General features: G+C 53.5%; 16 protein-coding genes and 1 pseudogene. 8 read left to right on the top strand and 9 right to left on the bottom strand.

All coding sequences use genetic code 11. The features are described from left to right. Positions 1–176 precede the first annotated feature (176 nt). The 3 genes and pseudogenes from citR (at position 177) to SBG_RS02655 (ending at position 3,074) form a co-directional block, all read left to right on the top strand. A pseudogene (citR, locus tag SBG_RS02665) lies at positions 177–1,081 on the top strand (DNA-binding transcriptional repressor CitR). Positions 1,082–1,248: 167 nt separating this feature from the next. Then, positions 1,249–2,484: a phosphoadenosine phosphosulfate reductase gene (locus tag SBG_RS02660; protein ID WP_000118131.1), complete on the top strand. Its 1,236-nt coding sequence runs from the start codon at positions 1,249–1,251 to the stop codon at positions 2,482–2,484. Further along, a complete protein-coding gene (locus tag SBG_RS02655; protein WP_001164750.1) occupies positions 2,457–3,074 on the top strand; it encodes an IbrB-like domain-containing protein in 618 nt (205 codons plus the stop codon). Before SBG_RS02660 ends, SBG_RS02655 begins: the two co-directional genes overlap by 28 nt. Here SBG_RS02655 and SBG_RS02650 read toward each other — a convergent pair whose 3' ends face one another. Further along, positions 3,075–4,235: a pyridoxal phosphate-dependent aminotransferase gene (locus tag SBG_RS02650; protein ID WP_001257293.1), complete on the bottom strand. Its 1,161-nt coding sequence runs from the start codon at positions 4,233–4,235 to the stop codon at positions 3,075–3,077. A gap of 126 nt (positions 4,236–4,361) precedes the next feature. Here SBG_RS02650 and SBG_RS02645 point away from each other — a divergent pair, with 126 nt between their 5' ends. Beyond that, positions 4,362–5,450: an oxidoreductase gene (locus SBG_RS02645; RefSeq protein WP_001057952.1), complete on the top strand. Its 1,089-nt coding sequence runs from the start codon at positions 4,362–4,364 to the stop codon at positions 5,448–5,450. An 85-nt stretch (positions 5,451–5,535) separates the two neighbouring features. Here SBG_RS02645 and SBG_RS02640 read toward each other — a convergent pair whose 3' ends face one another. From SBG_RS02640 to entC, 7 genes are all read right to left on the bottom strand, one after another. Further along, positions 5,536–5,733 (bottom strand): YbdD/YjiX family protein, encoded by a 198-nt coding sequence (locus tag SBG_RS02640; protein ID WP_000460621.1) that lies wholly within the window; start codon positions 5,731–5,733, stop codon positions 5,536–5,538. A 63-nt stretch (positions 5,734–5,796) separates the two neighbouring features. Further along, positions 5,797–7,902 carry a pyruvate/proton symporter CstA gene (gene cstA, locus SBG_RS02635; RefSeq protein WP_001043104.1) on the bottom strand — a complete coding sequence of 702 codons (2,106 nt, stop codon included), beginning with the start codon at positions 7,900–7,902 and terminating at the stop codon, positions 5,797–5,799. A 181-nt stretch (positions 7,903–8,083) separates the two neighbouring features. Then, positions 8,084–8,497 (bottom strand): proofreading thioesterase EntH, encoded by a 414-nt coding sequence (gene entH, locus SBG_RS02630; protein WP_000637971.1) that lies wholly within the window; start codon positions 8,495–8,497, stop codon positions 8,084–8,086. A 2-nt stretch (positions 8,498–8,499) separates the two neighbouring features. After that, complete coding sequence (gene entA / locus SBG_RS02625; protein WP_000204919.1) at positions 8,500–9,255, bottom strand: 2,3-dihydro-2,3-dihydroxybenzoate dehydrogenase EntA; 756 nt, start codon at positions 9,253–9,255, stop codon at positions 8,500–8,502. Further along, a complete protein-coding gene (locus tag SBG_RS02620) occupies positions 9,255–10,112 on the bottom strand; it encodes an isochorismatase (RefSeq protein ID WP_001007175.1) in 858 nt (285 codons plus the stop codon). Before SBG_RS02620 ends, entA begins: the two co-directional genes overlap by 1 nt. Before the next feature lie 13 nt (positions 10,113–10,125). Continuing rightward, a complete protein-coding gene (gene entE / locus SBG_RS02615) occupies positions 10,126–11,736 on the bottom strand; it encodes a (2,3-dihydroxybenzoyl)adenylate synthase EntE (RefSeq protein ID WP_001222454.1) in 1,611 nt (536 codons plus the stop codon). Positions 11,737–11,745: 9 nt separating this feature from the next. Beyond that, positions 11,746–12,921 carry an isochorismate synthase EntC gene (gene entC / locus SBG_RS02610; protein ID WP_000367607.1) on the bottom strand — a complete coding sequence of 392 codons (1,176 nt, stop codon included), beginning with the start codon at positions 12,919–12,921 and terminating at the stop codon, positions 11,746–11,748. Between the two features lie 308 nt (positions 12,922–13,229). Between entC and fepB the strand changes: the two genes are divergently transcribed. Further along, complete coding sequence (gene fepB, locus SBG_RS02605; RefSeq protein WP_001239000.1) at positions 13,230–14,186, top strand: Fe2+-enterobactin ABC transporter substrate-binding protein; 957 nt, start codon at positions 13,230–13,232, stop codon at positions 14,184–14,186. 61 nt (positions 14,187–14,247) lie between these two features. On the opposite strand, the gene entS is transcribed toward fepB, so the two are convergent. Next, a complete protein-coding gene (gene entS / locus SBG_RS02600) occupies positions 14,248–15,492 on the bottom strand; it encodes an enterobactin transporter EntS (RefSeq protein WP_001081651.1) in 1,245 nt (414 codons plus the stop codon). Between the two features lie 110 nt (positions 15,493–15,602). On the opposite strand from entS, the gene fepD reads away from it, so the two are divergent. From fepD to fepC, 3 genes are read left to right on the top strand one after another with little or no spacing between them, the layout of a single operon-like run. Next, positions 15,603–16,610, top strand: coding sequence for a Fe(3+)-siderophore ABC transporter permease (gene fepD, locus SBG_RS02595; RefSeq protein ID WP_000098940.1), 1,008 nt, complete (start codon positions 15,603–15,605; stop codon positions 16,608–16,610). Then, positions 16,610–17,599, top strand: a complete 990-nt coding sequence (gene fepG, locus SBG_RS02590; protein WP_015702755.1) for an iron-enterobactin ABC transporter permease — start codon at positions 16,610–16,612, stop codon at positions 17,597–17,599. The genes fepD and fepG overlap by 1 nt, the downstream gene beginning before the upstream one ends. Next, positions 17,596–18,390 carry an iron-enterobactin ABC transporter ATP-binding protein gene (gene fepC / locus SBG_RS02585; RefSeq protein ID WP_000140625.1) on the top strand — a complete coding sequence of 265 codons (795 nt, stop codon included), beginning with the start codon at positions 17,596–17,598 and terminating at the stop codon, positions 18,388–18,390. Before fepG ends, fepC begins: the two co-directional genes overlap by 4 nt. The last annotated feature ends 31 nt before the right edge of the window (positions 18,391–18,421 follow it).

The following is an 18,421-nucleotide window of genomic DNA, read 5'->3' as shown; positions in this document are numbered from 1 at the left end:
GTTGCACATGTAAACTATATTCACCTTTACTGTAATTATTTACTCGCTAAAATATTTACAACTGTGGTATTTTAGTTTAAATAAACTCTACATTAAGTTTTATAAACATAATTATGGTAAATTATTTGAAATAAGTCATAATCATGGTTAATACCATGAGGGTGCGGGGAGATATTATGGCTAACCTTTACGATCTTAAAAAGTTCGATCTTAACCTGTTGGTAATTTTTGAATGTATTTATCAACATCTGAGCATTAGCAAGGCCGCAGAAACACTCTATATTACGCCTTCTGCCGTCAGCCAGTCATTACAACGCTTACGTACACAATTCAATGATCCTTTATTTATCCGTTGTGGAAAAGGTATTACCCCCACGATCACGGGAATTAATTTACATCATCATCTGGAAAATAACCTAACAGTCTGGAACAAACCATTAATATAATGAACCAGTCCAGCCTGAAGAAAAAATTCATTATTTACAGCCCACAACTCCTTATTACTAAAAACGTAATTGATTTGGTTAAATATATTCGCAAAGATTCTCAAATTGAAATCGAGCATCACGATCTGCTATCGACCAGTGAGCAACCCGAAGATCTGCTGGCTTACCGTAAAGCGGATATTGTTGTTTCTATGACCCCAGTCCGTAACCGTTCCATCGTGTGCACTTACTTTAGTGACGTTGAATGTTTTTTAGTTTGTAGTGAAAAACATCCCAGAATCGGAAAAAGCGCAACGCTTGAAGTGCTGAAAAAAGAAGCGTTTACCCAGCTTATCTCCAATGATGCCAACGTAAGAGAATATCAAATTTTTACCGATACATTATTACCAGAAAGAGTGATTGGTTTCCGTAGCAAGTCATTTATCACTATCGCCAATACCATCAGCGTAACGGATCTTATTGGTCTTGTACCTAAAATGATTGTTGAACATTATAACCCCGTGTTGAAGCTAAAAAAAATCGTTACACCTTTTTCAATTCCTACCAGCCAGCTTTATCTTATGTATAATAAAGCATCGCTGAACAATAATGGATTTACGGAACTGATTGAGCACATAAAAAACACGAAAAACTAACCTGCCGTCATCAGTAATGGGTAAAAGCATAATTTATAAATATACATCTTCAATATCCATTCTCATGGTAAATATAATAAAGTATTGCAAGTTAACCTAATCAGCTTATCCTCTGGGTTAATTGTTTTTGAATATAATACGATTAATACATCGGAGAATAACCAGAGATGTCAGTGTATAAAGTTCCGCTTGAACAAAATGTTCTGGAAGCGGCGCAAGAGCGTATAGCGTGGACCCTTGAAACCTTGCCACGGGTCTGCGTTTCATTTTCTGGTGGAAAAGACTCAGGCCTGATGCTGCACCTGACAGCGACGCTGGCACGCAAAATGAATAAAAAGATCCACGTTTTGTTCATTGACTGGGAGGCCCAATTCTCCTGTACTATCGACTATGTGCAATCGCTACGCGAATATTACGCAGATGTGATTGAACGGTTTTATTGGGTCGCTTTACCCTTGACCACGCAAAATTCCCTTTCACAATATCAGCCGGAGTGGCAGTGCTGGCAACCTGGAGCCGACTGGGTACGACAACCGCCGGAAGAGGCGATTACCGACCCGGCGTTTTTTTCGTTTTACCAACACGGCATGACCTTTGAACAGTTCGTTCGCGATTTTGCTGACTGGTTTTCAGACAAGCGCCCTGCCGCCATGCTGGTCGGGATTCGCTCCGACGAGTCCTATAACCGTTTTGTCGCTATCGCTAACTCACATAAACTGCGCTTTGCCGACGATAAACCCTGGACCACATTAGCGCCAGGGGGGCACACCTGGTATATCTACCCCATCTATGACTGGAAAACCGCCGATATCTGGACCTGGTTCGCCAAAACAGGCAAACCCTGTAACCCATTGTATAATTTAATGTATCAGGCTGGCGTACCGTCTCGTTATATGCGGATTTGCGAACCGTTCGGCCCGGAACAGCGACAGGGATTATGGCTATATCATGTTATCGAACCTGAGCGCTGGGCGGCCATGTGCGCCAGAGTCAGCGGCGTACTCAGCGGCGGGATATATGCCGGACAAGATAGCCATTTCTACGGCCACCGAAAAATTTTAAAACCCGATCACCTTAACTGGGAAGAGTACGCTCTGCTCCTGCTACACAGTATGCCCGAAGCAACTGCCGAACATTACCGTAATAAAATCGCCGTTTATTTGCAGTGGTATAAGAAAAAAGGCCAGGAGACGATCCCACAGATGCAACAAGGCGATATCGGGTCACGAGACCTACCGTCATGGCGGCGGATCTGTAAGGTATTACTAAACAATGATTACTGGTGCCGGGCACTGTCGTTCAGTCCGACAAAACCGAAAAGTTACCAGCGCTATAACGAACGCATGAAAACTAAACGCCAGGAATGGGGGATCTTATGCAACACCGACTCGCAACCGAAATAACTCACTTTCTATCTGCCCTGCCAGAAGAGGAGAGAATTGCCGCCATTAATGAATTCAGGTTAGCAATACATAGTGTTAGCCCGTTTCGTAGTGAGCCCGTCGATTGTGTCCTGTGGGTAAAAAACGATCACATTTCGCCTAATGACTACAACCCGAATAACGTCGCGCCACCAGAAAAAAAACTGCTACTTAAATCAATTGAAAAAGATGGTTTTACCCAACCGATCGTCGTGGTTAAGGCCGATGCGGAAGAATATGAGATTGTGGATGGTTTTCACCGCCATGAGCTGGGCAAAGGAAAAGCGGTCCTGAAATCGCGTCTGAAGGGCTATCTGCCGGTAACGTGTCTGGACAGAGAACGTCACGAACGAATGGCGGCAACTATCCGACATAACCGCGCGCGCGGGCGCCATCAGATCCACGCCATGTCCGAAATTGTGCGCGAACTTTCACAACTGGGCTGGGACGAGAGCAAAATCGGCCAGGAATTAGGTATGGACGCCGATGAAGTCTTGCGCCTGAAACAGATCAACGGTCTGCAGGAGCTTTTTGCAAACCGCCGATTTTCCAGGGCGTGGACGGTAAAATGACTAGAGTTTACACAGGCGATCTGCGGCGGCTAACAGCGTTGATTCCTGTTTAGCAAAACATAAACGTATAAGCTGATGCGGGAAAGGGGCGGCGCAAAAGACAGAGAGCGGAATCGCGGCAACGCCAATTTCTTTGGTCAGCCACTGGCAAAACTCAACGTCATGTTGCGTCGACACAGCGCTGTAATCGATTAACAGAAAATAGGTGCCTTCACACGGCAGCACATTTAATCGGCTTTGCGCCAGCGCATTAACCAGCACATCCCGCTTTTTCCGGTAAAAATCGGGGAGTATGCGATAGTGCTCCGGCGCGGCGCGTAGCATATCCGCCAGCGCCAGTTGGGCTGGCGTGTTGACGCAAAACGTCAGGTACTGGTGAACTTTGCGTATTTCAGCGCTAATGGCTGGAGGCGCTATGCAATAACCAACCTTCCACCCGGTCATATGGAAGGTTTTACCAAACGATGACACGGCAACCGCCCGCTCTCGTAACCGGGGGTGCGCCAGTACGCTGGCATGGCCTTCAGCAGCAAAGCAAATATGTTCGTATACTTCATCGCTTAATACATAGATTTCCCGCGTGCTAATAGCCTGCCACAGCGCGTCGATATCCGCCTGACGCCAGACAGTGGCGGTAGGATTGTGCGGCGTATTAAGGATCACCAGCCGTGTGCGCTCGCTAAGCACTCCTGAAAACGCCTGCCAGTCCACGCAAAAATGCGGTGGCGCAAGCGCTATGCGTTTTAATACTCCACCACAAAGCTCAACGGCAGGCGCATAGCTGTCGTAGCTGGGATCAAAACAGACTACCTCGTCCCCCTCCCGCACCAGCGCGGTAATCGCGGCATACAACGCCTCTGTCGCCCCCGCCGTGACGGTAATATCAGACGCTTCATCCGGTCGATAACCATATATTTCCGCCGTTTTATCGGCAATGGCTTCCCGTAGCGCCTGCGCCCCCGTCATCGGCGCATATTGATTCGCCCCCTGTGCGACATGATAAGCCAACCGCTCCTGTAAATAACGCGGCCCGTCAAAATCAGGGAAACCCTGCGATAAATTTATCGCCTGGTACCTCTGCGCCAGCGCGCTCATTTGGGTAAAAATCGTGGTACCAAGATTGGGCAATTTACTTTGTGGGATCAGTTCGTTACTTCTCATTATCTTCATCCCCGCCAGTGAAGTGGTTGTTGAACACACTATAACACGGTGCTAGCATTTGGCAATCAAGACGTTTAGATGTCTAAATATAATAACACCACCAGAAAGTCATAAGGACAACACACCATGAACAACTGTGCTATTCGTGTCGTGACCGGGCCGGCGAACTACCTCTCCCATGTAGGAAGCCTCAGCAGGCTGACAGATTTTTTCACGGAGGAACAGCTTTCCCACGCTGTGTGGGTGTACGGAGAACGTGCGATTGTCGCCGCCAGGCCTTACCTGCCGGGAGCATTTGAGTATGCTGGTGCAAAACATCTACGGTTTACCGGTCATTGTAGCGAACGTCATGTTGTCCAACTGGCGCATGACTCCGGCGATGATCGACAGGTAGTGATTGGCGTCGGCGGAGGTGCTCTGCTTGATACCACAAAAGCGCTTGCCCGCCGTCTGAATCTACCGTTTGTCGCCATCCCCACAATCGCAGCAACCTGCGCCGCCTGGACGCCACTCTCCGTCTGGTATAACGATGCAGGACAAGCGTTACAGTTCGAAATTTTTGATGATGCCAATTTTTTGGTGCTGGTCGAACCCCACATTATCCTGCACGCACCCGATGATTATCTGTTGGCTGGCATTGGCGATACTCTGGCGAAATGGTATGAAGCCGTTGTGCTTGCGCCGCAGCCGGAAACGTTGCCATTGACTGTGCGGCTGGGCATTAACAACGCGTGCGCCATACGCGATCTTCTGCTGAAAAGCAGCGAGCAGGCTTTAGCGGATAAACAACAGCGACAGTTGACGCAGGTATTTTGTGACGTAGTGGATGCGATTATTGCTGGCGGCGGTATGGTCGGCGGCCTTGGTGAACGCTATACCCGCGTCGCCGCTGCCCATGCGGTACACAACGGCCTGACCGTCCTGCCGCAAACAGAGAAGTTCCTGCACGGAACAAAAGTGGCTTATGGCATTCTGGTACAAAGCGCACTATTGGAGCAAGATGAGGTTTTGTCACAATTGATTGCGGCGTATCGACGTTTTCATCTACCGACCCGGCTTACCGAACTGGATGTGGATATCCATAACACCGCAGATATCAATAAAATGATCGCGCATACCCTGCGCCCTGTGGAATCCATCCACTATTTACCGGTTACGTTAACGCCAGAAACCCTGCGCGCGGCGTTTGAAAAAGTTGAATTTTTCAGGACATAACCTGGCGGGACTACGCTTAACAACCTGGGTAATAATAACGTAATTTATTGAAAAATAATCCGCTGGCGACATTACCCGACAAAGATCAGCAACAACGCGCGCCGCCTTTGCCACCATAGCGTGCATCCTGTCGCTCGCGGAAAAATTCTTCATAGGTCATTGGCGTTTGATCCGGATGTGTCACGCGCATATGCTCAACATAGTTGTCGTAATCCGGCACGCCAATCATCATTTTTGCTGCCTGCCCCAGATATTTTCCGGCTTTCGAAAGCGTATCGAACATTGTTGTCACCTGTCTTACAAACGCCCTCCCCTTGTTCTGGAGAGGGCTATCGATGAAAAAAGATTAGTGCGCGCCTTTCGCCTGCGTCACGATCTCATCCACATTTTCTGGCATCGGCTCATACGGCGTTTCATTCGCCGTCGGTTTATCAATCTTCAGAGCGGCCAACGCCGTCTTAATAGAAAACAGTGCCAGTACCACGACCACCACCATAAAGAAAATCGTTAGCCCGGCATCCAGACGATTATTGAATACCAGTTGCGCAAGCTGCGATTCGGTGTACTGCGGCGGAATATTACCGCTGTCGATCATCGCCTGGAACTTGTTGGCAATGGCCAGGAAACCGATTTTCGCATCCGGACTAAACGCTTTCTGCCAGCCCGCTGTCAACGTACAAATCAGCAGCCAGGCCGTCGGTACCAGAGCGACCCACGCATAACGCTGACGCTTCATTTTGAACAGTACCACGGCGCAGAGCATCAGTGCCATACCCGCCAGCATCTGGTTAGCGATACCAAACAGCGGCCACAATGTGTTAATACCGCCCAACGGATCGACCACGCCCTGATGGAGGAAATAGCCCCACGCCAGCACGCACAACGCAGTGGCAAGCAGGTTCGCTGGCAATGAATCGGTACGTTTCAACCCTGGCGACACTACGCCCAACAGATCCTGCAACATAAAGCGCGCCGCGCGGGTACCCGCATCTACCGCCGTCAGAATAAACAACGCTTCAAACAGAATGGCAAAGTGATACCAGAACGCCACATCCATCATCCCGCCCAGCGCGCCATGGAGAATATAAGCCATTCCTACCGCCAGCGTTGGCGCACCGCCTGCGCGGGAGATAATAGATTGCTCGCCGACCTCATTGGCAATCTGGTGTAACGTATCCGGCGTGATAGCGAAACCCCAACTACTGACCACCTGCGCGGCAGAAGCCACGACATCCGCTGTCCCCGCTGGCGCCAGTACCGCCATCGGGCTATTCATCGCAAAGTAAACGCCCGGATCGATAATACAGGCGGAGACCAGCGCCATAATGGCGACGAAAGATTCCATTAACATCCCGCCATAACCGATAAAGCAGGCCTGGCCTTCGTTGGCCAACATCTTCGGCGTCGTGCCGGAGGAGATGAGCGCATGGAAGCCGGATACCGCACCACAGGCGATGGTAATAAACAGGAACGGGAACAGGTCGCCCGTCCAGACTGGCCCTGTGCCATCAACAAATTTGGTCAACGCTGGCATAGTCAGCGTCGGGCGCATGATCAGAATCCCGACCGCCAGACCGACAATTGTGCCAATTTTCAGGAAGGTAGACAGGTAATCACGCGGCGCGAGCAGCAGCCAGACCGGTAATACCGCCGCGACAAAACCGTAGCCCACCAGCATCCAGGTAAGCTGCACGCCGGTAAAGTCAAAGTACGGCGCCCAGGTTGGGCTTGCCGCCACCCATCCACCGGAAATAATAGCGAAAATGAGGAACACCAGCCCAATGATCGACACCTCGCCGATACGCCCCGGACGCAGATAGCGCAGGTAGATCCCCATAAAGATCGCCAGCGGAATCGTGAACGCGACGGTGTAGGTTCCCCACGGGCTATGGGTCAGCGCTTTCACCACTATCATCGCCAGCACAGCCAGAATGATCACCATGATCATAAAACAGGCGACCAGCGCGATCACCCCTGCCGTCGCGCCCATTTCCTCTTTAACCAGCTCACCAAGCGAGCGCCCATCGCGACGGGTCGAGACGAACAACACCATAAAGTCCTGTACCGCGCCTGCCAGAACAACGCCCGCCAGCAGCCAGATCATACCTGGCAGATATCCCATCTGCGCCGCCAGCACCGGACCTACTAACGGCCCTGCCCCGGCTATTGCTGCAAAATGGTGCCCAAAAAGCACTTTCTTATCGGTCGGAACATAATCCAGACCATCGTTATGACGTACTGCAGGAGTCATACGCGTTGGATCAACCGCCAGCACCTTTTTGGCGATGTAGAGTCCATAAAAACGATACGCAATAAGATAGACACAGACCGACGCGACCACAATCCATAACGCGTTGATCTGTTCCCCACGATTTAACGCAATATAGCCCAGGGCAAACGCACCCAATACCGAGAGCGCTGTCCAGACGAGGTATTTCCCTGACTTATTCATAGTTGTTGTCCGTTTGCGTGTTCCAGAGAGATGTTACATTTTGTTTCTATAACACCTTTACTGTAATTAACAACACAACAACATCATAAAACCGTAGCGTTACCCATTTTTTACATTACAGTGTTAACCAGATCACTTCCTGTCTTTACTCAGGCTGCAATTGCATGTGGCTTTGCCAGAACTATCCCATTACTGCCGTTCCCAGTCGGCAGGTACAGCAGCGACGCCCCTGCTCATCAAAAAGGGTAATTTCCCAGCTTTGATACTGCCGTCCCAGATGGAGCGGCTGACAGACGCCGCGCACTTTTCCCTGCGAGACGGCGCGGTGGTGGGTGGCATTCAACTCTGTGCCTACGACGCACTGCCCGTCGCGGGTCATCAGGTAACCCGCCATCGAACCCAACGTTTCTGCCAGTGCCGCCGATGCGCCACCATGCAATAAGCCAAACGGTTGATGGGTGCGGGTATCGACCGGCATTTCTGCCTCCAGCACTTCATCGCCAAGACGGGTATAGACAATACCCAGATGCGCCACCAGTGTGCTCTGGCTGGTAGCGTTCAATTCATCCAGCGTTAAATGCCGTTTCCAGATCATCGTCAGGCTCCCAAGGTTGAACCGCCATCGACCACAATATCCTGCAAGGTAATGTGGCTGGCCAGATCGGAGGCAAGAAATAAAATCGTATTGGCTATCTCCTGCGGACGGGCGATTTTACCGAGCGGAATACCGAGCTTAAACTGTTCGCCAAAACCGCGAATACGCTGTTGTTCGGCATCTTCACTCACCCATAAAGTGCGCTGCATATCGGTGTCAGTCGAACCGGGCGACACCACATTACAGCGCACCCCACTGCCCGCCAGCTCCAGCCCTACGGTTAGCGCCAGGCTTTTCAGCGCCGCTTTAGATGCGCCGTAGGCGCTCATACCGATGCGCGGCGTGTGTGCCGCATCTGAGGCCACGGTGACAATCGCCCCCCCCTGCTGACGGCGGAACTGCGCCATCGTCTGCGAAAACAGGTTAAACGCGCCGCCAACATTGACCGCAAATGTCTGCTGCCAGTCGTCAAGGCTAAGCGCATCGGTTGCTCCCATTCGTAAAATACCGGCGGCGTTGACCAGGACATCCAGCCGCGGCGTTTTTTGCAATACACGCTGGCACACCTGAGCAACCTGCCCGGCCTCCGCCACATCCATGACTTCGGTAGCAAAGGGGTAATTCTCTTGCGTAAATTCTCGATCGAAGCCGATCACCCGCGCCCCGGCGTCAACAAACGCCAGCGCCGTGGCGTAACCGATCCCTTTCCCTGCACCGGTCACCCATACCGTTTTGTCTGAAAAATCAACGCTGGTCATTACTCTACCTCGCGGGAAAGCAGCGCCCACCAGGCGTCAATGGTTGGATTTTTCGCCAGCATCACGAAATCAATATCGCCGTGTACTTTGCGCCAACGCGCCGCCAACCCCATCATTCGAACGGAATCCAGACCATAGTCGATCAGGTTTTCATCATCCACAGGCTCGTCGGACTCATCCAGTAGCGGCAGGATCATCGCCCGTAACGCCGCTTTGCTGGCAGGAACTGGCGTCGGCAGTAGTGATTCAGTCATAACGACACGACCTGAACGCCCCGCCACATATTTCAGCGCCATCAGATGCTCTTCCCGGCTGAAATCCGCCAGCGCGTCCGCCACCATAAACGGTTTAATATCGCGCATAAACGCATCGGTAGCGGTGGTCATACAGCCAATATGCGCATACACGCCGGTAATGATGAGCTGATTGCGTCCGGTATCTTTTAACATCTGTTCCAGCGGCGAGCGGTGAAACGCGCTATAACGCCACTTCACCAGCACCGTATCCGCCTCATCCGGCGTTAAGGCTTCCACCACCTTCTGCTGTTCCGGAGAGCGCGTCAGTCCCGGTCCCCACATATCATTAAGTAATGCGCGATCTTCATCGCTTTGCTCTTTCGGCTGAGCGGTGTAATAAACCGGGATATGATGTTCCTTACAGTACTGGCGCAGAGCGGCGATATTGGCAATCACCTGGTCCATCATTGGACAGTCGCGGCCCCAAAAGCTGACGAAGTAATCCTGCATATCGTGGATGAGCAGCGCAGCGCGTTCCGGTTCAAATGCCCAGTTCACTTTATTGGTCGGAATATCCTGTGCAGTGGGCAACGCATAAGACTGTAGTTTCGGAATTGCCATCTCTCTTTCTCCTTCAGAGCGGTGAACGTGATGCCAACCGCTGGCGTAATTGTTTTTTATCGACTTTACCAACCGGCGTCAGCGGCAGCGATTCAACGCACTCTACGCGATCCGGTAATTTAAATTCCGCCACGCCCTGCTCTCGCAGGAAACGACGTACCTGTACCGCGCGCAACGGTTCTGTTACCACCAGATAGGCGCAACTTTTTTCTCCCAATAATTCATCTTCCATGCTAACCAACGCCGCATGGATCACCGCCGGGTGACGCAGTAACAGGTTTTCGATCTCTTCGGCGGCTATCTTCTCGCCGCCCCGGTTGATCTGATCTTTTTCACGCCCATGAACAGTAATGTAGCCGTCTTGATCAAGGGAAATCAGATCGCCGGAGCAGTAAAAGCCGTTGGCATCAAAGGCATTGGCATTGTGTTGTGGGCTGTTGAAATAGCCGCGGAAAGTATAGGGGCCACGCGTCATCAGACGGCCAATTTCGCCCGGCGGCAGAGGATTTCCGTCGGTATCCGCCACCCACACTTCATCATCCGGGCACATAGGCCTTCCCTGAGTATTGATAATCCGTTCCGGACTGTCATCCAGGCGGGTATAGTTCACCAGTCCTTCCGCCATGCCAAAGACCTGCTGCAACTGGCAACCAATCTCAGCCGGAATGCGGGCGGCCAGCGTCGCGGAAAGCCGCGCGCCGCCAACCTGCAATAACCTTAATGACGCCAGTGGCGCATTACCGCCCCACTCCTGGATAGCCTGTAGCCACAGACTGACCGCAGGCGGTACCAGCGCCGTGGCATTAATCTGCTGTTTTTCGATCAGCGGGAAACAGAGCGGGGCGCTGGGATCGGCTGCCAGTACCACCGTTCCTTTGGCGAGAAAGACGCCTAAAGCACCCGGCGAACTCATGGCGTAGTTATGCGCCGCGGGAATCGCACACAGAAAACGCGTCTTCGCGTTGAAACCGCAAATCTCATTGCTGCGGCGCACGCTGTAATAGTAGTCGTTATGAGTACGGGGAATAAGCTTTGGCGTGCCGGTAGTCCCGCCGGAAAGCTGAAAGTAGGCGACCTCGTCAGCGGGCGATGGGGTGGCGGTAAAGTCGTCCGCCGTCTGACGCATCGCCGATTCCAGGCTGTGATCGCCGTCGTCGTTGCGCAATAACACCACCCGTACAGAGCGATGTTCAGACACAAACGTGTTCAGGAACGCCTCGCCGGCGAACAGCGTATGCTGGCGATCGGCAATCACCAGCGCTGGCGCGATCTGCGCCGCATAAGCGTTCAGTTCGGTACGCTGATGGCTAAACAGCGCCAGAACTGGTGCAACGCCAAGTTTCAGCAGGGCGAAAAAGGTGATATACAGTTCCGGCACATTCCCCAACTGTACCAGAGCGGTTTCGCCAGATTTGATGCCCTGACGACGTAAACTACAGGCCAGATTATCCGCAGCCTGGTTAAGCTGGCGATAGCTGAAGGCGCGCTCGCCTTCAATGACCGCCGTCTTGTCGCTGTCAGCGTGGCGGGTCAGAATATCGGTCAACGGCACGTCTTGCCAGTAGCCTTTTTCACGATAACGGCGGGCAAATTCATCCGGCCAACGGGTGAAAGGTATACGCATCATCGGTCCTTAATGCAGTCCAAAAACGTTCAACATCGTAGAGAGCTTGACGCCGGTTTCCCGCCACTCTCCAACGGGCGAAGAGGCAGGGACAATCCCGGCACCGGCGAACAGGCGCACCTGATTACCGTGTAATTTCGCACAACGAATCGTCACTACCCACTCGCCATTTCCTTCGGCGTCGCACCAGCCGACAATGCCGCCAAACAGTTCACGATCGAACGGTTCCAGTTCGGCAATGAGCTTTTTCGCCACCTGATGGGGAAATCCGCTTAACGCAGGTGTCGGATGCAGCAGACAGGCCAGCGTCAGCGCATTTTCATCGGCATTGGCCTTGCCCTCAAATGGCGTACCGAGATGCCAGAGCGTCGGTGTGGTGATCAGCTGCGGGGAGGAAGGCAATCGCAGTTCCGAGCTGCGGTCACGCAAGATCTGCTTCATCGCCTGAGTCACCAGTTCATGTTCATGGCGATCTTTTTCCGAAGCCAGCAGTCGGTTTCCCGCTTCGCGGTCCAGAACATCATCTGGCTGGCGGCGCGCCGAACCGGCTAACGGCAACGAACTAAAGCGCTCGCCTTCTTTGCGTAACAGGAGTTCGGGGCTGGCGCCCAGCAGAACACCGCCATCCGCCAGTGGGACATGAAAGTTGTAACTAACCGGGTTTTGCGCGACCAGCCTCTCCAGCAACGCTCCGCTATCCACCGCAACATCAGTGGTAATATCAATCAGCCGCGAAAGCACCACTTTATCGACGTCCGGCGTGGCAGTTAGCGCAGCCGCGCGCGCTACCATCGCTTCAAAATCATCCTGTTCCGGTATCGCCCTCCTCGCCGTCACCGTCAACGACTGATGAGCGGTGAAATAACGCGCCGTACGCTGCTTTTCCTGACGGGAAAAAGGCTGCCATTCCATTGGAATATAGAGCGACGATGGCTGACGGGTGTCAAAAGGAATCGCCCCCACCAGGATAGGGTTTGCGATGCCCTGCGATTTGGCCTCAGCAAACCGTTTCTGCAATTTCTGCTGGAAAGGACTCTGCGGCGAATCTCCGTCAACGGCAGGCTCGGTATAGCGGGCGAAGCAGCCCGAGGTGGTAAAACTGCGATACGGTGACATGAAGAAAAAGCGATCGGGAGCGAGCGTTGTCATTGTCTCCTGAGCGTCCTCGGCCAGTGACATATCCATATCATCCTCCAATGATAAAGGCTTATATACACTTCATCCTTCAAGCTACCTCTTTGTTGGCTGCGCTCAGAAACCCCGGTCACATAGTTATCTATGCTCTTGGGGATTTCTTCCCTTGCCGCCGCGATGCTTCTTGAATGATTTTGTGTATAATAATGATTATTATTTCTATTTTTAGTGCGCTAACCTAAGAGTAAAACGTCGCTCTGTCAACTCTGGTCATGACTTAAATGGCACTAAGGCTTGCATCTCGCTGCCACTAACATGAAAATGAGAAGCATTAACTTTATTAATAACAGGACGCTATTGTGAGACTCCCCGCCTTTTATCGTTGGCTGCTTTTAGTGGTTAGTTTATTTTTTTCAGGAATTTCCTTAGCCCAGGGTGCAGGCTGGCCCCGGCAAATCACTGACAGCCGTGGCGTTCATACCCTGACTCATCAGCCCACGCGTATTGTTTCTACCAGCGTGACGTTAACAGGCTCGCTGTTAGCGATTGACGCCCCCATCATCGCCAGTGGGGCCACCACGCCGAATAACCGTTTTGCTGACGATCAAGGGTTTATGCGCCAGTGGAGCGACGTAGCGAAAGCCCGCCATGTTGCCCGCCTCTACATCGGTGAACCGAATGCCGAAGCGGTCGCCGCACAGATGCCGGACCTGATTTTGATAAGCGCCACTGGCGGCGACTCGGCATTGGCGCTATACGATCAGCTTTCCACTATCGCGCCGACGCTTATCATCAACTATGACGATAAAAGCTGGCAGACATTACTCACTCAGCTCGGCGAAATCACCGGTCAGGAGAAACAGGCCGCCGCGCGCATAGCAGAATTTGAAACACAGCTGGCGGCGGTTAAACGACACATCACCATGCCGCCACAGCCGGTCAGCGCGCTGGTGTATACCCCTGCCGCGCATAGCGCCAACCTGTGGACACCGGAATCAGCGCAGGGCAAGCTGTTGGCACAACTGGGCTTTACGCTGGCGACGCTGCCGGATGGGCTGCAAACCAGTAAAAGCCAGGGTAAGCGCCACGATATTATTCAACTTGGCGGGGAAAATCTGGCTGCCGGTTTAAACGGAGAATCCCTCTTCCTGTTTGCCGGCGACAGCAAAGATGCCGCGGCTCTTTACGCCAACCCTCTGCTGGCGCACCTGCCAGCTGTGCAAAATAAACGTGTTTATGCGCTGGGCACAGAAACGTTCCGTCTGGATTATTACAGCGCGACGTTACTGCTTAACCGACTTGCCACCCTGTTTTGACGTAACCGCGTCTTATCTGGCCGACCATTCGGGTGTTGTCGGCCAGATAAGCGCTTTGCCATTAGCCAGGATCGTTGTTCGGCGGCGTCTGGCGAAAACGGCGTAGTTCTCTCAGGGCTAACAGCAGTAACAAACCGATAAGCACCAGCCCAAACCCACTCACGCTCGCGGAGGCGACCGGTGTCATTATGGCGCCAAGACCGCCGAGAAGCGCCGCGCCGATGGCGTCTCCCGTGACATTTTGCGCAGTCCACAGACCATTCATTCTCCCCAGCATGTTTTCCGGCGTCTGAGTTTGCAGCAGGGTGTATTGCAATAACGAGCTAATCGCGCTAAGCCAGCCAAACAGCGCCAGACAGATAACACCCGCCCCCCAGACAGGCATAATGGCGAACACCCCCACCGCCAGAAAGGAACCGACCGTCGAAACCAGCATAATAAGCCCAGGACGAATACTATGCGCCAGCTGTCCGCTGGTCAGTGCGCCAATAGCGGCCCCCAGCGGGATTGCCGCATACAACAAACCGATTTGCGCCGCTGACATCTGCCAGCTCATCGCCAGCGCCGGATAAAGTACACGTACCGCGCTTGCCATTGTCACCAGGCCGCCAAGTAGCGTAATACCACCGATAAGCGGACTGGCGAGCAAAAAACGGAACGCGGCCAGCAATGCGATAAAAGGGTTTTCCCGCGGCTGCGGGGGGACTGGCAGCCGCGGCAATGTCAGCAACGGCAATAGCGTGATAAACGTTCCGGCCGCTGCCAGCCCGTAGTTCCAGGCTACGCCGCCGCTGGCAAGCAATACGCCCCCGAGCATGGGCGAAATCACCGATCCCAGACGTACCGTCAGCATGGTAATCGCGCCAGCCTGCATCAGATTCTCTCTTCCAACCAGCGCAGGCGTCGCTGCCAGCAATGCAGTCACGCCCAGGGACGCAAAAAAGCCATCCCACAGACCGAGCAGATAGATTGTCAGTAATGATGGCTCCGGCAACAGCGCGTTTACGCACAGACCAATAAAACCAATACCGCAGGTGCCGCGCGCCAGCAGAATCACTTTTTTGCGCTCATAGCGATCGGCCAGTACGCCACCCACCATTAAGCCAATAAACATGGCGCCGCCGGTCAGCGTTACCGACAGCCCCACTTGCCAGGTGGAGTGCGTCATCATCTGGATCTGCACTGGTATCGCCACACCAAGCAGCCCCAGCGAAACAATTGAGATAAAACGGGCCAAAAATACTGCGCGAAATGCAGGATGCGTCTTCAACAGGCTGAGATTAAGCAGCCAGGATTGTCGATTCATTACAACGCCTTAATGCGAATTTTTTTAAATATCCATTCAGTGGCTGCACATGCTAACATAACCAAATAAGATAGATAACGATAATTACTATCATTATCAGGGAAGTTATTATGTCATCGTCGTTTTCCGTGACGCGCGCGTTTGCCGTGCCCGGATTGCTGTTATTGTTGATTCTCGCGACAGTTTTAAGTCTGGTCATTGGTGCGAAACCCTTGCCCGCCGCTGTCGTGCTGGACGCGTTCACTGGCGTTTGCCAAAGCGCCGATTGCACCATCGTCCTGGATGCGCGTTTGCCTCGTACGCTGGCCGGACTACTGGCAGGCGGCGCGTTGGGACTCGCCGGCGCGCTGATGCAAACGCTTACCCGTAACCCGCTCGCCGATCCAGGGATTCTGGGCGTTAACCACGGCGCCAGCTTCGCCATTGTTCTGGGCGCGGCGCTGTTCGGTTTCTCCACACCGCTGGAACAGCTTTTCATGGCCTTTAGCGGCGCGCTTATCGCATCGCTGATTGTCGCCTTTACCGGCAGTCAGGGCGGCGGCCAGTTGAGCCCGGTCCGCCTGACACTGGCTGGCGTGGCGCTTGGCGCAGTCCTGGAAGGACTGACCAGCGGTATCGCGCTGTTAAATCCAGAGGTCTACGACCAGCTTCGCTTCTGGCAGGCAGGTTCGCTGGATATTCGCAGCCTGCAAACATTGAAAGTGGTCATCGCGCCCGTCGCCATCGCCGGGATCGTAGCCCTATTTCTGAGCCGCGCACTGAACAGTCTGAGCCTTGGCAGCGATACCGCAACGGCGCTGGGCAGTAAAGTGGCGCGAACCCAGCTTATCGGTTTACTGGCGATCACCGTCTTGTGCGGCAGCGCAACGGCGTTGGTCGGCCCTATCGCCTTCATCGGTCTGATGATGCCGCATATGGCACGCTGGCTGGTGGGCGCTGACCACCGCTGGTCGCTGCCGGTGACGCTATTGTCGACCCCTGCCCTGCTGCTTTTCGCCGATATTATTGGCCGCCTGATAGTGCCTGGCGAACTCCGCGTCTCGGTCGTCAGTGCATTTATCGGCGCGCCGGTACTTATTTTTCTGGTACGCCGAAAATCAGGCGGAGGCAGCTTATGATGTTTCTTTCACGACGACTTATCATAAGCTGCCTGCTGCTGGCGACAGGCTGTTTCGCCATTGGATTATGGAGCCTGCAAAGCGGCGCTGTTCCGCTTGAGACCGGGCAGGTTATTGCCGCGCTACTGGGTGACGCGCCGCGTAACGTTACCCTGGTGGTAACCGAATGGCGGTTGCCGCGCGTATTAATGGCGCTGCTGATTGGCGCTGCGCTTGGCGTCAGCGGAGCGATTTTTCAGTCGCTGATGCGTAACCCGCTGGGCAGCCCGGACGTGATGGGCTTTAATACCGGCGCATGGAGTGGTGTGCTGGTCGCAATGGTCCTTTTTGGCCAGCACCTTACCGCGATCGCGCTGGCGGCAATGGCAGGCGGCATCGTCACCTCATTGATTGTCTGGCTGCTTGCCTGGCGTAATGGGATTGAAACCTTCCGGCTGATTATCATCGGTATCGGCATTCGCGCCATGTTGGTCGCCTTTAATACCTGGCTTCTGTTGCAGGCGTCGCTGGAAACGGCACTCACCGCCGGTTTATGGAATGCCGGATCGCTCAACGGCCTGACATGGGCGAAAACCTGGCCTTCGGCGCCGCTAATTATAGTGATGCTGACAGGCGCCGCGCTCCTGGTACGCCGAATGAGGCTGCTGGAGATGGGAGATGACAGCGCCTGCGCGCTGGGCGTTAGCGTGGAGCGGTCACGCCTGATGATGATGCTGGTGGCGGTAGTACTGACCGCCGCTGCGACGGCGCTGGCCGGCCCCATCTCGTTTGTCGCCCTTGTCGCACCGCATATCGCCCGTCGCCTGAGCGGTACCGCCCGCTGGGGATTGACCCAGTCGGCGCTGTGCGGCGCTTTATTATTACTGGCCGCCGATGCGTGTGCGCAGCAACTGTTTATGCCTTATCAACTTCCGGTGGGCGTCGTCACCGTTAGCCTCGGCGGTATTTATCTTATCGTCTTGTTAATTCAGGAGTCCCGCAAAAAATGACCGAATCCGTAGCCCGTTTGCGTGGCGATCAGTTAACTCTGGGTTATGGCAGCTATACCGTCGCAAGAAATCTTAACGTTTCGATTCCGGACGGACATTTTACCGCTATCATAGGCCCTAATGGTTGCGGGAAGTCGACGCTGCTACGTACGCTAAGCCGTCTGATGACGCCTGTCGACGGCCACGTCTGGCTGGATGGTGAACAGATACAGCGTTACGCCAGTAAAGAGGTAGCGCGGCGAATCGGTCTGCTGGCGCAAAACGCCACTACGCCTGGCGATATCACCGTACAAGAGTTGGTCGCCAGAGGGCGCTACCCGCATCAGCCTTTATTTACCCGCTGGCGCAAAGAAGACGCCGACGCGGTCGCCAATGCCATGCGCGCTACGGGCATAACCCAACTGGCGACGCAAAGCGTGGATACCCTCTCCGGCGGGCAGCGACAGCGAGCGTGGATCGCTATGGTGTTGGCACAGGAGACCTCGATCATGCTGCTGGATGAACCAACAACCTGGCTGGATATTAGCCATCAAATTGATCTTCTGGAATTGTTAAGCGAGCTGAATCGCGAAAAAGGCTATACGCTTGCCGCCGTTCTGCACGATCTGAATCAGGCCTGCCGATACGCGACCCATTTGATTGCGCTACGCGAAGGTAAGATTGTGGCGCAGGGCGCGCCGAAAGCGATTGTTACCGCAGATCTTATCGAAAAAATCTACGGTCTGCGCTGTATGATTATCGACGATCCGGTTGCCGGCACGCCGCTGGTGGTGCCGCTGGGACGGCAATAATTGCGTAGATGCCCCCAAAGCCGGACAACTG

The sequence above is a fragment of the Salmonella bongori NCTC 12419 genome, assembly GCF_000252995.1.
GTDB classification, from domain to species: domain Bacteria; phylum Pseudomonadota; class Gammaproteobacteria; order Enterobacterales; family Enterobacteriaceae; genus Salmonella; species Salmonella bongori.
This window is presented reverse-complemented; position numbering and strand designations above follow the sequence as displayed.

Coding starts and splice junctions, on each gene's coding strand:
- fepD (WP_000098940.1), top strand. CDS start 15,603: ATGTCATCGTCGTTTTCCGTGACGCGCGCGTTTGCCGTGCCCGGATTG.
- SBG_RS02655 (WP_001164750.1), top strand. CDS start 2,457: ATGCAACACCGACTCGCAACCGAAATAACTCACTTTCTATCTGCCCTG.
- cstA (WP_001043104.1), bottom strand. CDS start 7,902: ATGAATAAGTCAGGGAAATACCTCGTCTGGACAGCGCTCTCGGTATTG.
- SBG_RS02660 (WP_000118131.1), top strand. CDS start 1,249: ATGTCAGTGTATAAAGTTCCGCTTGAACAAAATGTTCTGGAAGCGGCG.
- fepC (WP_000140625.1), top strand. CDS start 17,596: ATGACCGAATCCGTAGCCCGTTTGCGTGGCGATCAGTTAACTCTGGGT.
- SBG_RS02640 (WP_000460621.1), bottom strand. CDS start 5,733: ATGTTCGATACGCTTTCGAAAGCCGGAAAATATCTGGGGCAGGCAGCA.
- entS (WP_001081651.1), bottom strand. CDS start 15,492: ATGAATCGACAATCCTGGCTGCTTAATCTCAGCCTGTTGAAGACGCAT.
- entH (WP_000637971.1), bottom strand. CDS start 8,497: ATGATCTGGAAACGGCATTTAACGCTGGATGAATTGAACGCTACCAGC.
- SBG_RS02645 (WP_001057952.1), top strand. CDS start 4,362: ATGAACAACTGTGCTATTCGTGTCGTGACCGGGCCGGCGAACTACCTC.
- SBG_RS02650 (WP_001257293.1), bottom strand. CDS start 4,235: ATGAGAAGTAACGAACTGATCCCACAAAGTAAATTGCCCAATCTTGGT.
- fepG (WP_015702755.1), top strand. CDS start 16,610: ATGTTTCTTTCACGACGACTTATCATAAGCTGCCTGCTGCTGGCGACA.
- SBG_RS02620 (WP_001007175.1), bottom strand. CDS start 10,112: ATGGCAATTCCGAAACTACAGTCTTATGCGTTGCCCACTGCACAGGAT.
- entE (WP_001222454.1), bottom strand. CDS start 11,736: ATGCGTATACCTTTCACCCGTTGGCCGGATGAATTTGCCCGCCGTTAT.
- entA (WP_000204919.1), bottom strand. CDS start 9,255: ATGACCAGCGTTGATTTTTCAGACAAAACGGTATGGGTGACCGGTGCA.
- entC (WP_000367607.1), bottom strand. CDS start 12,921: ATGGATATGTCACTGGCCGAGGACGCTCAGGAGACAATGACAACGCTC.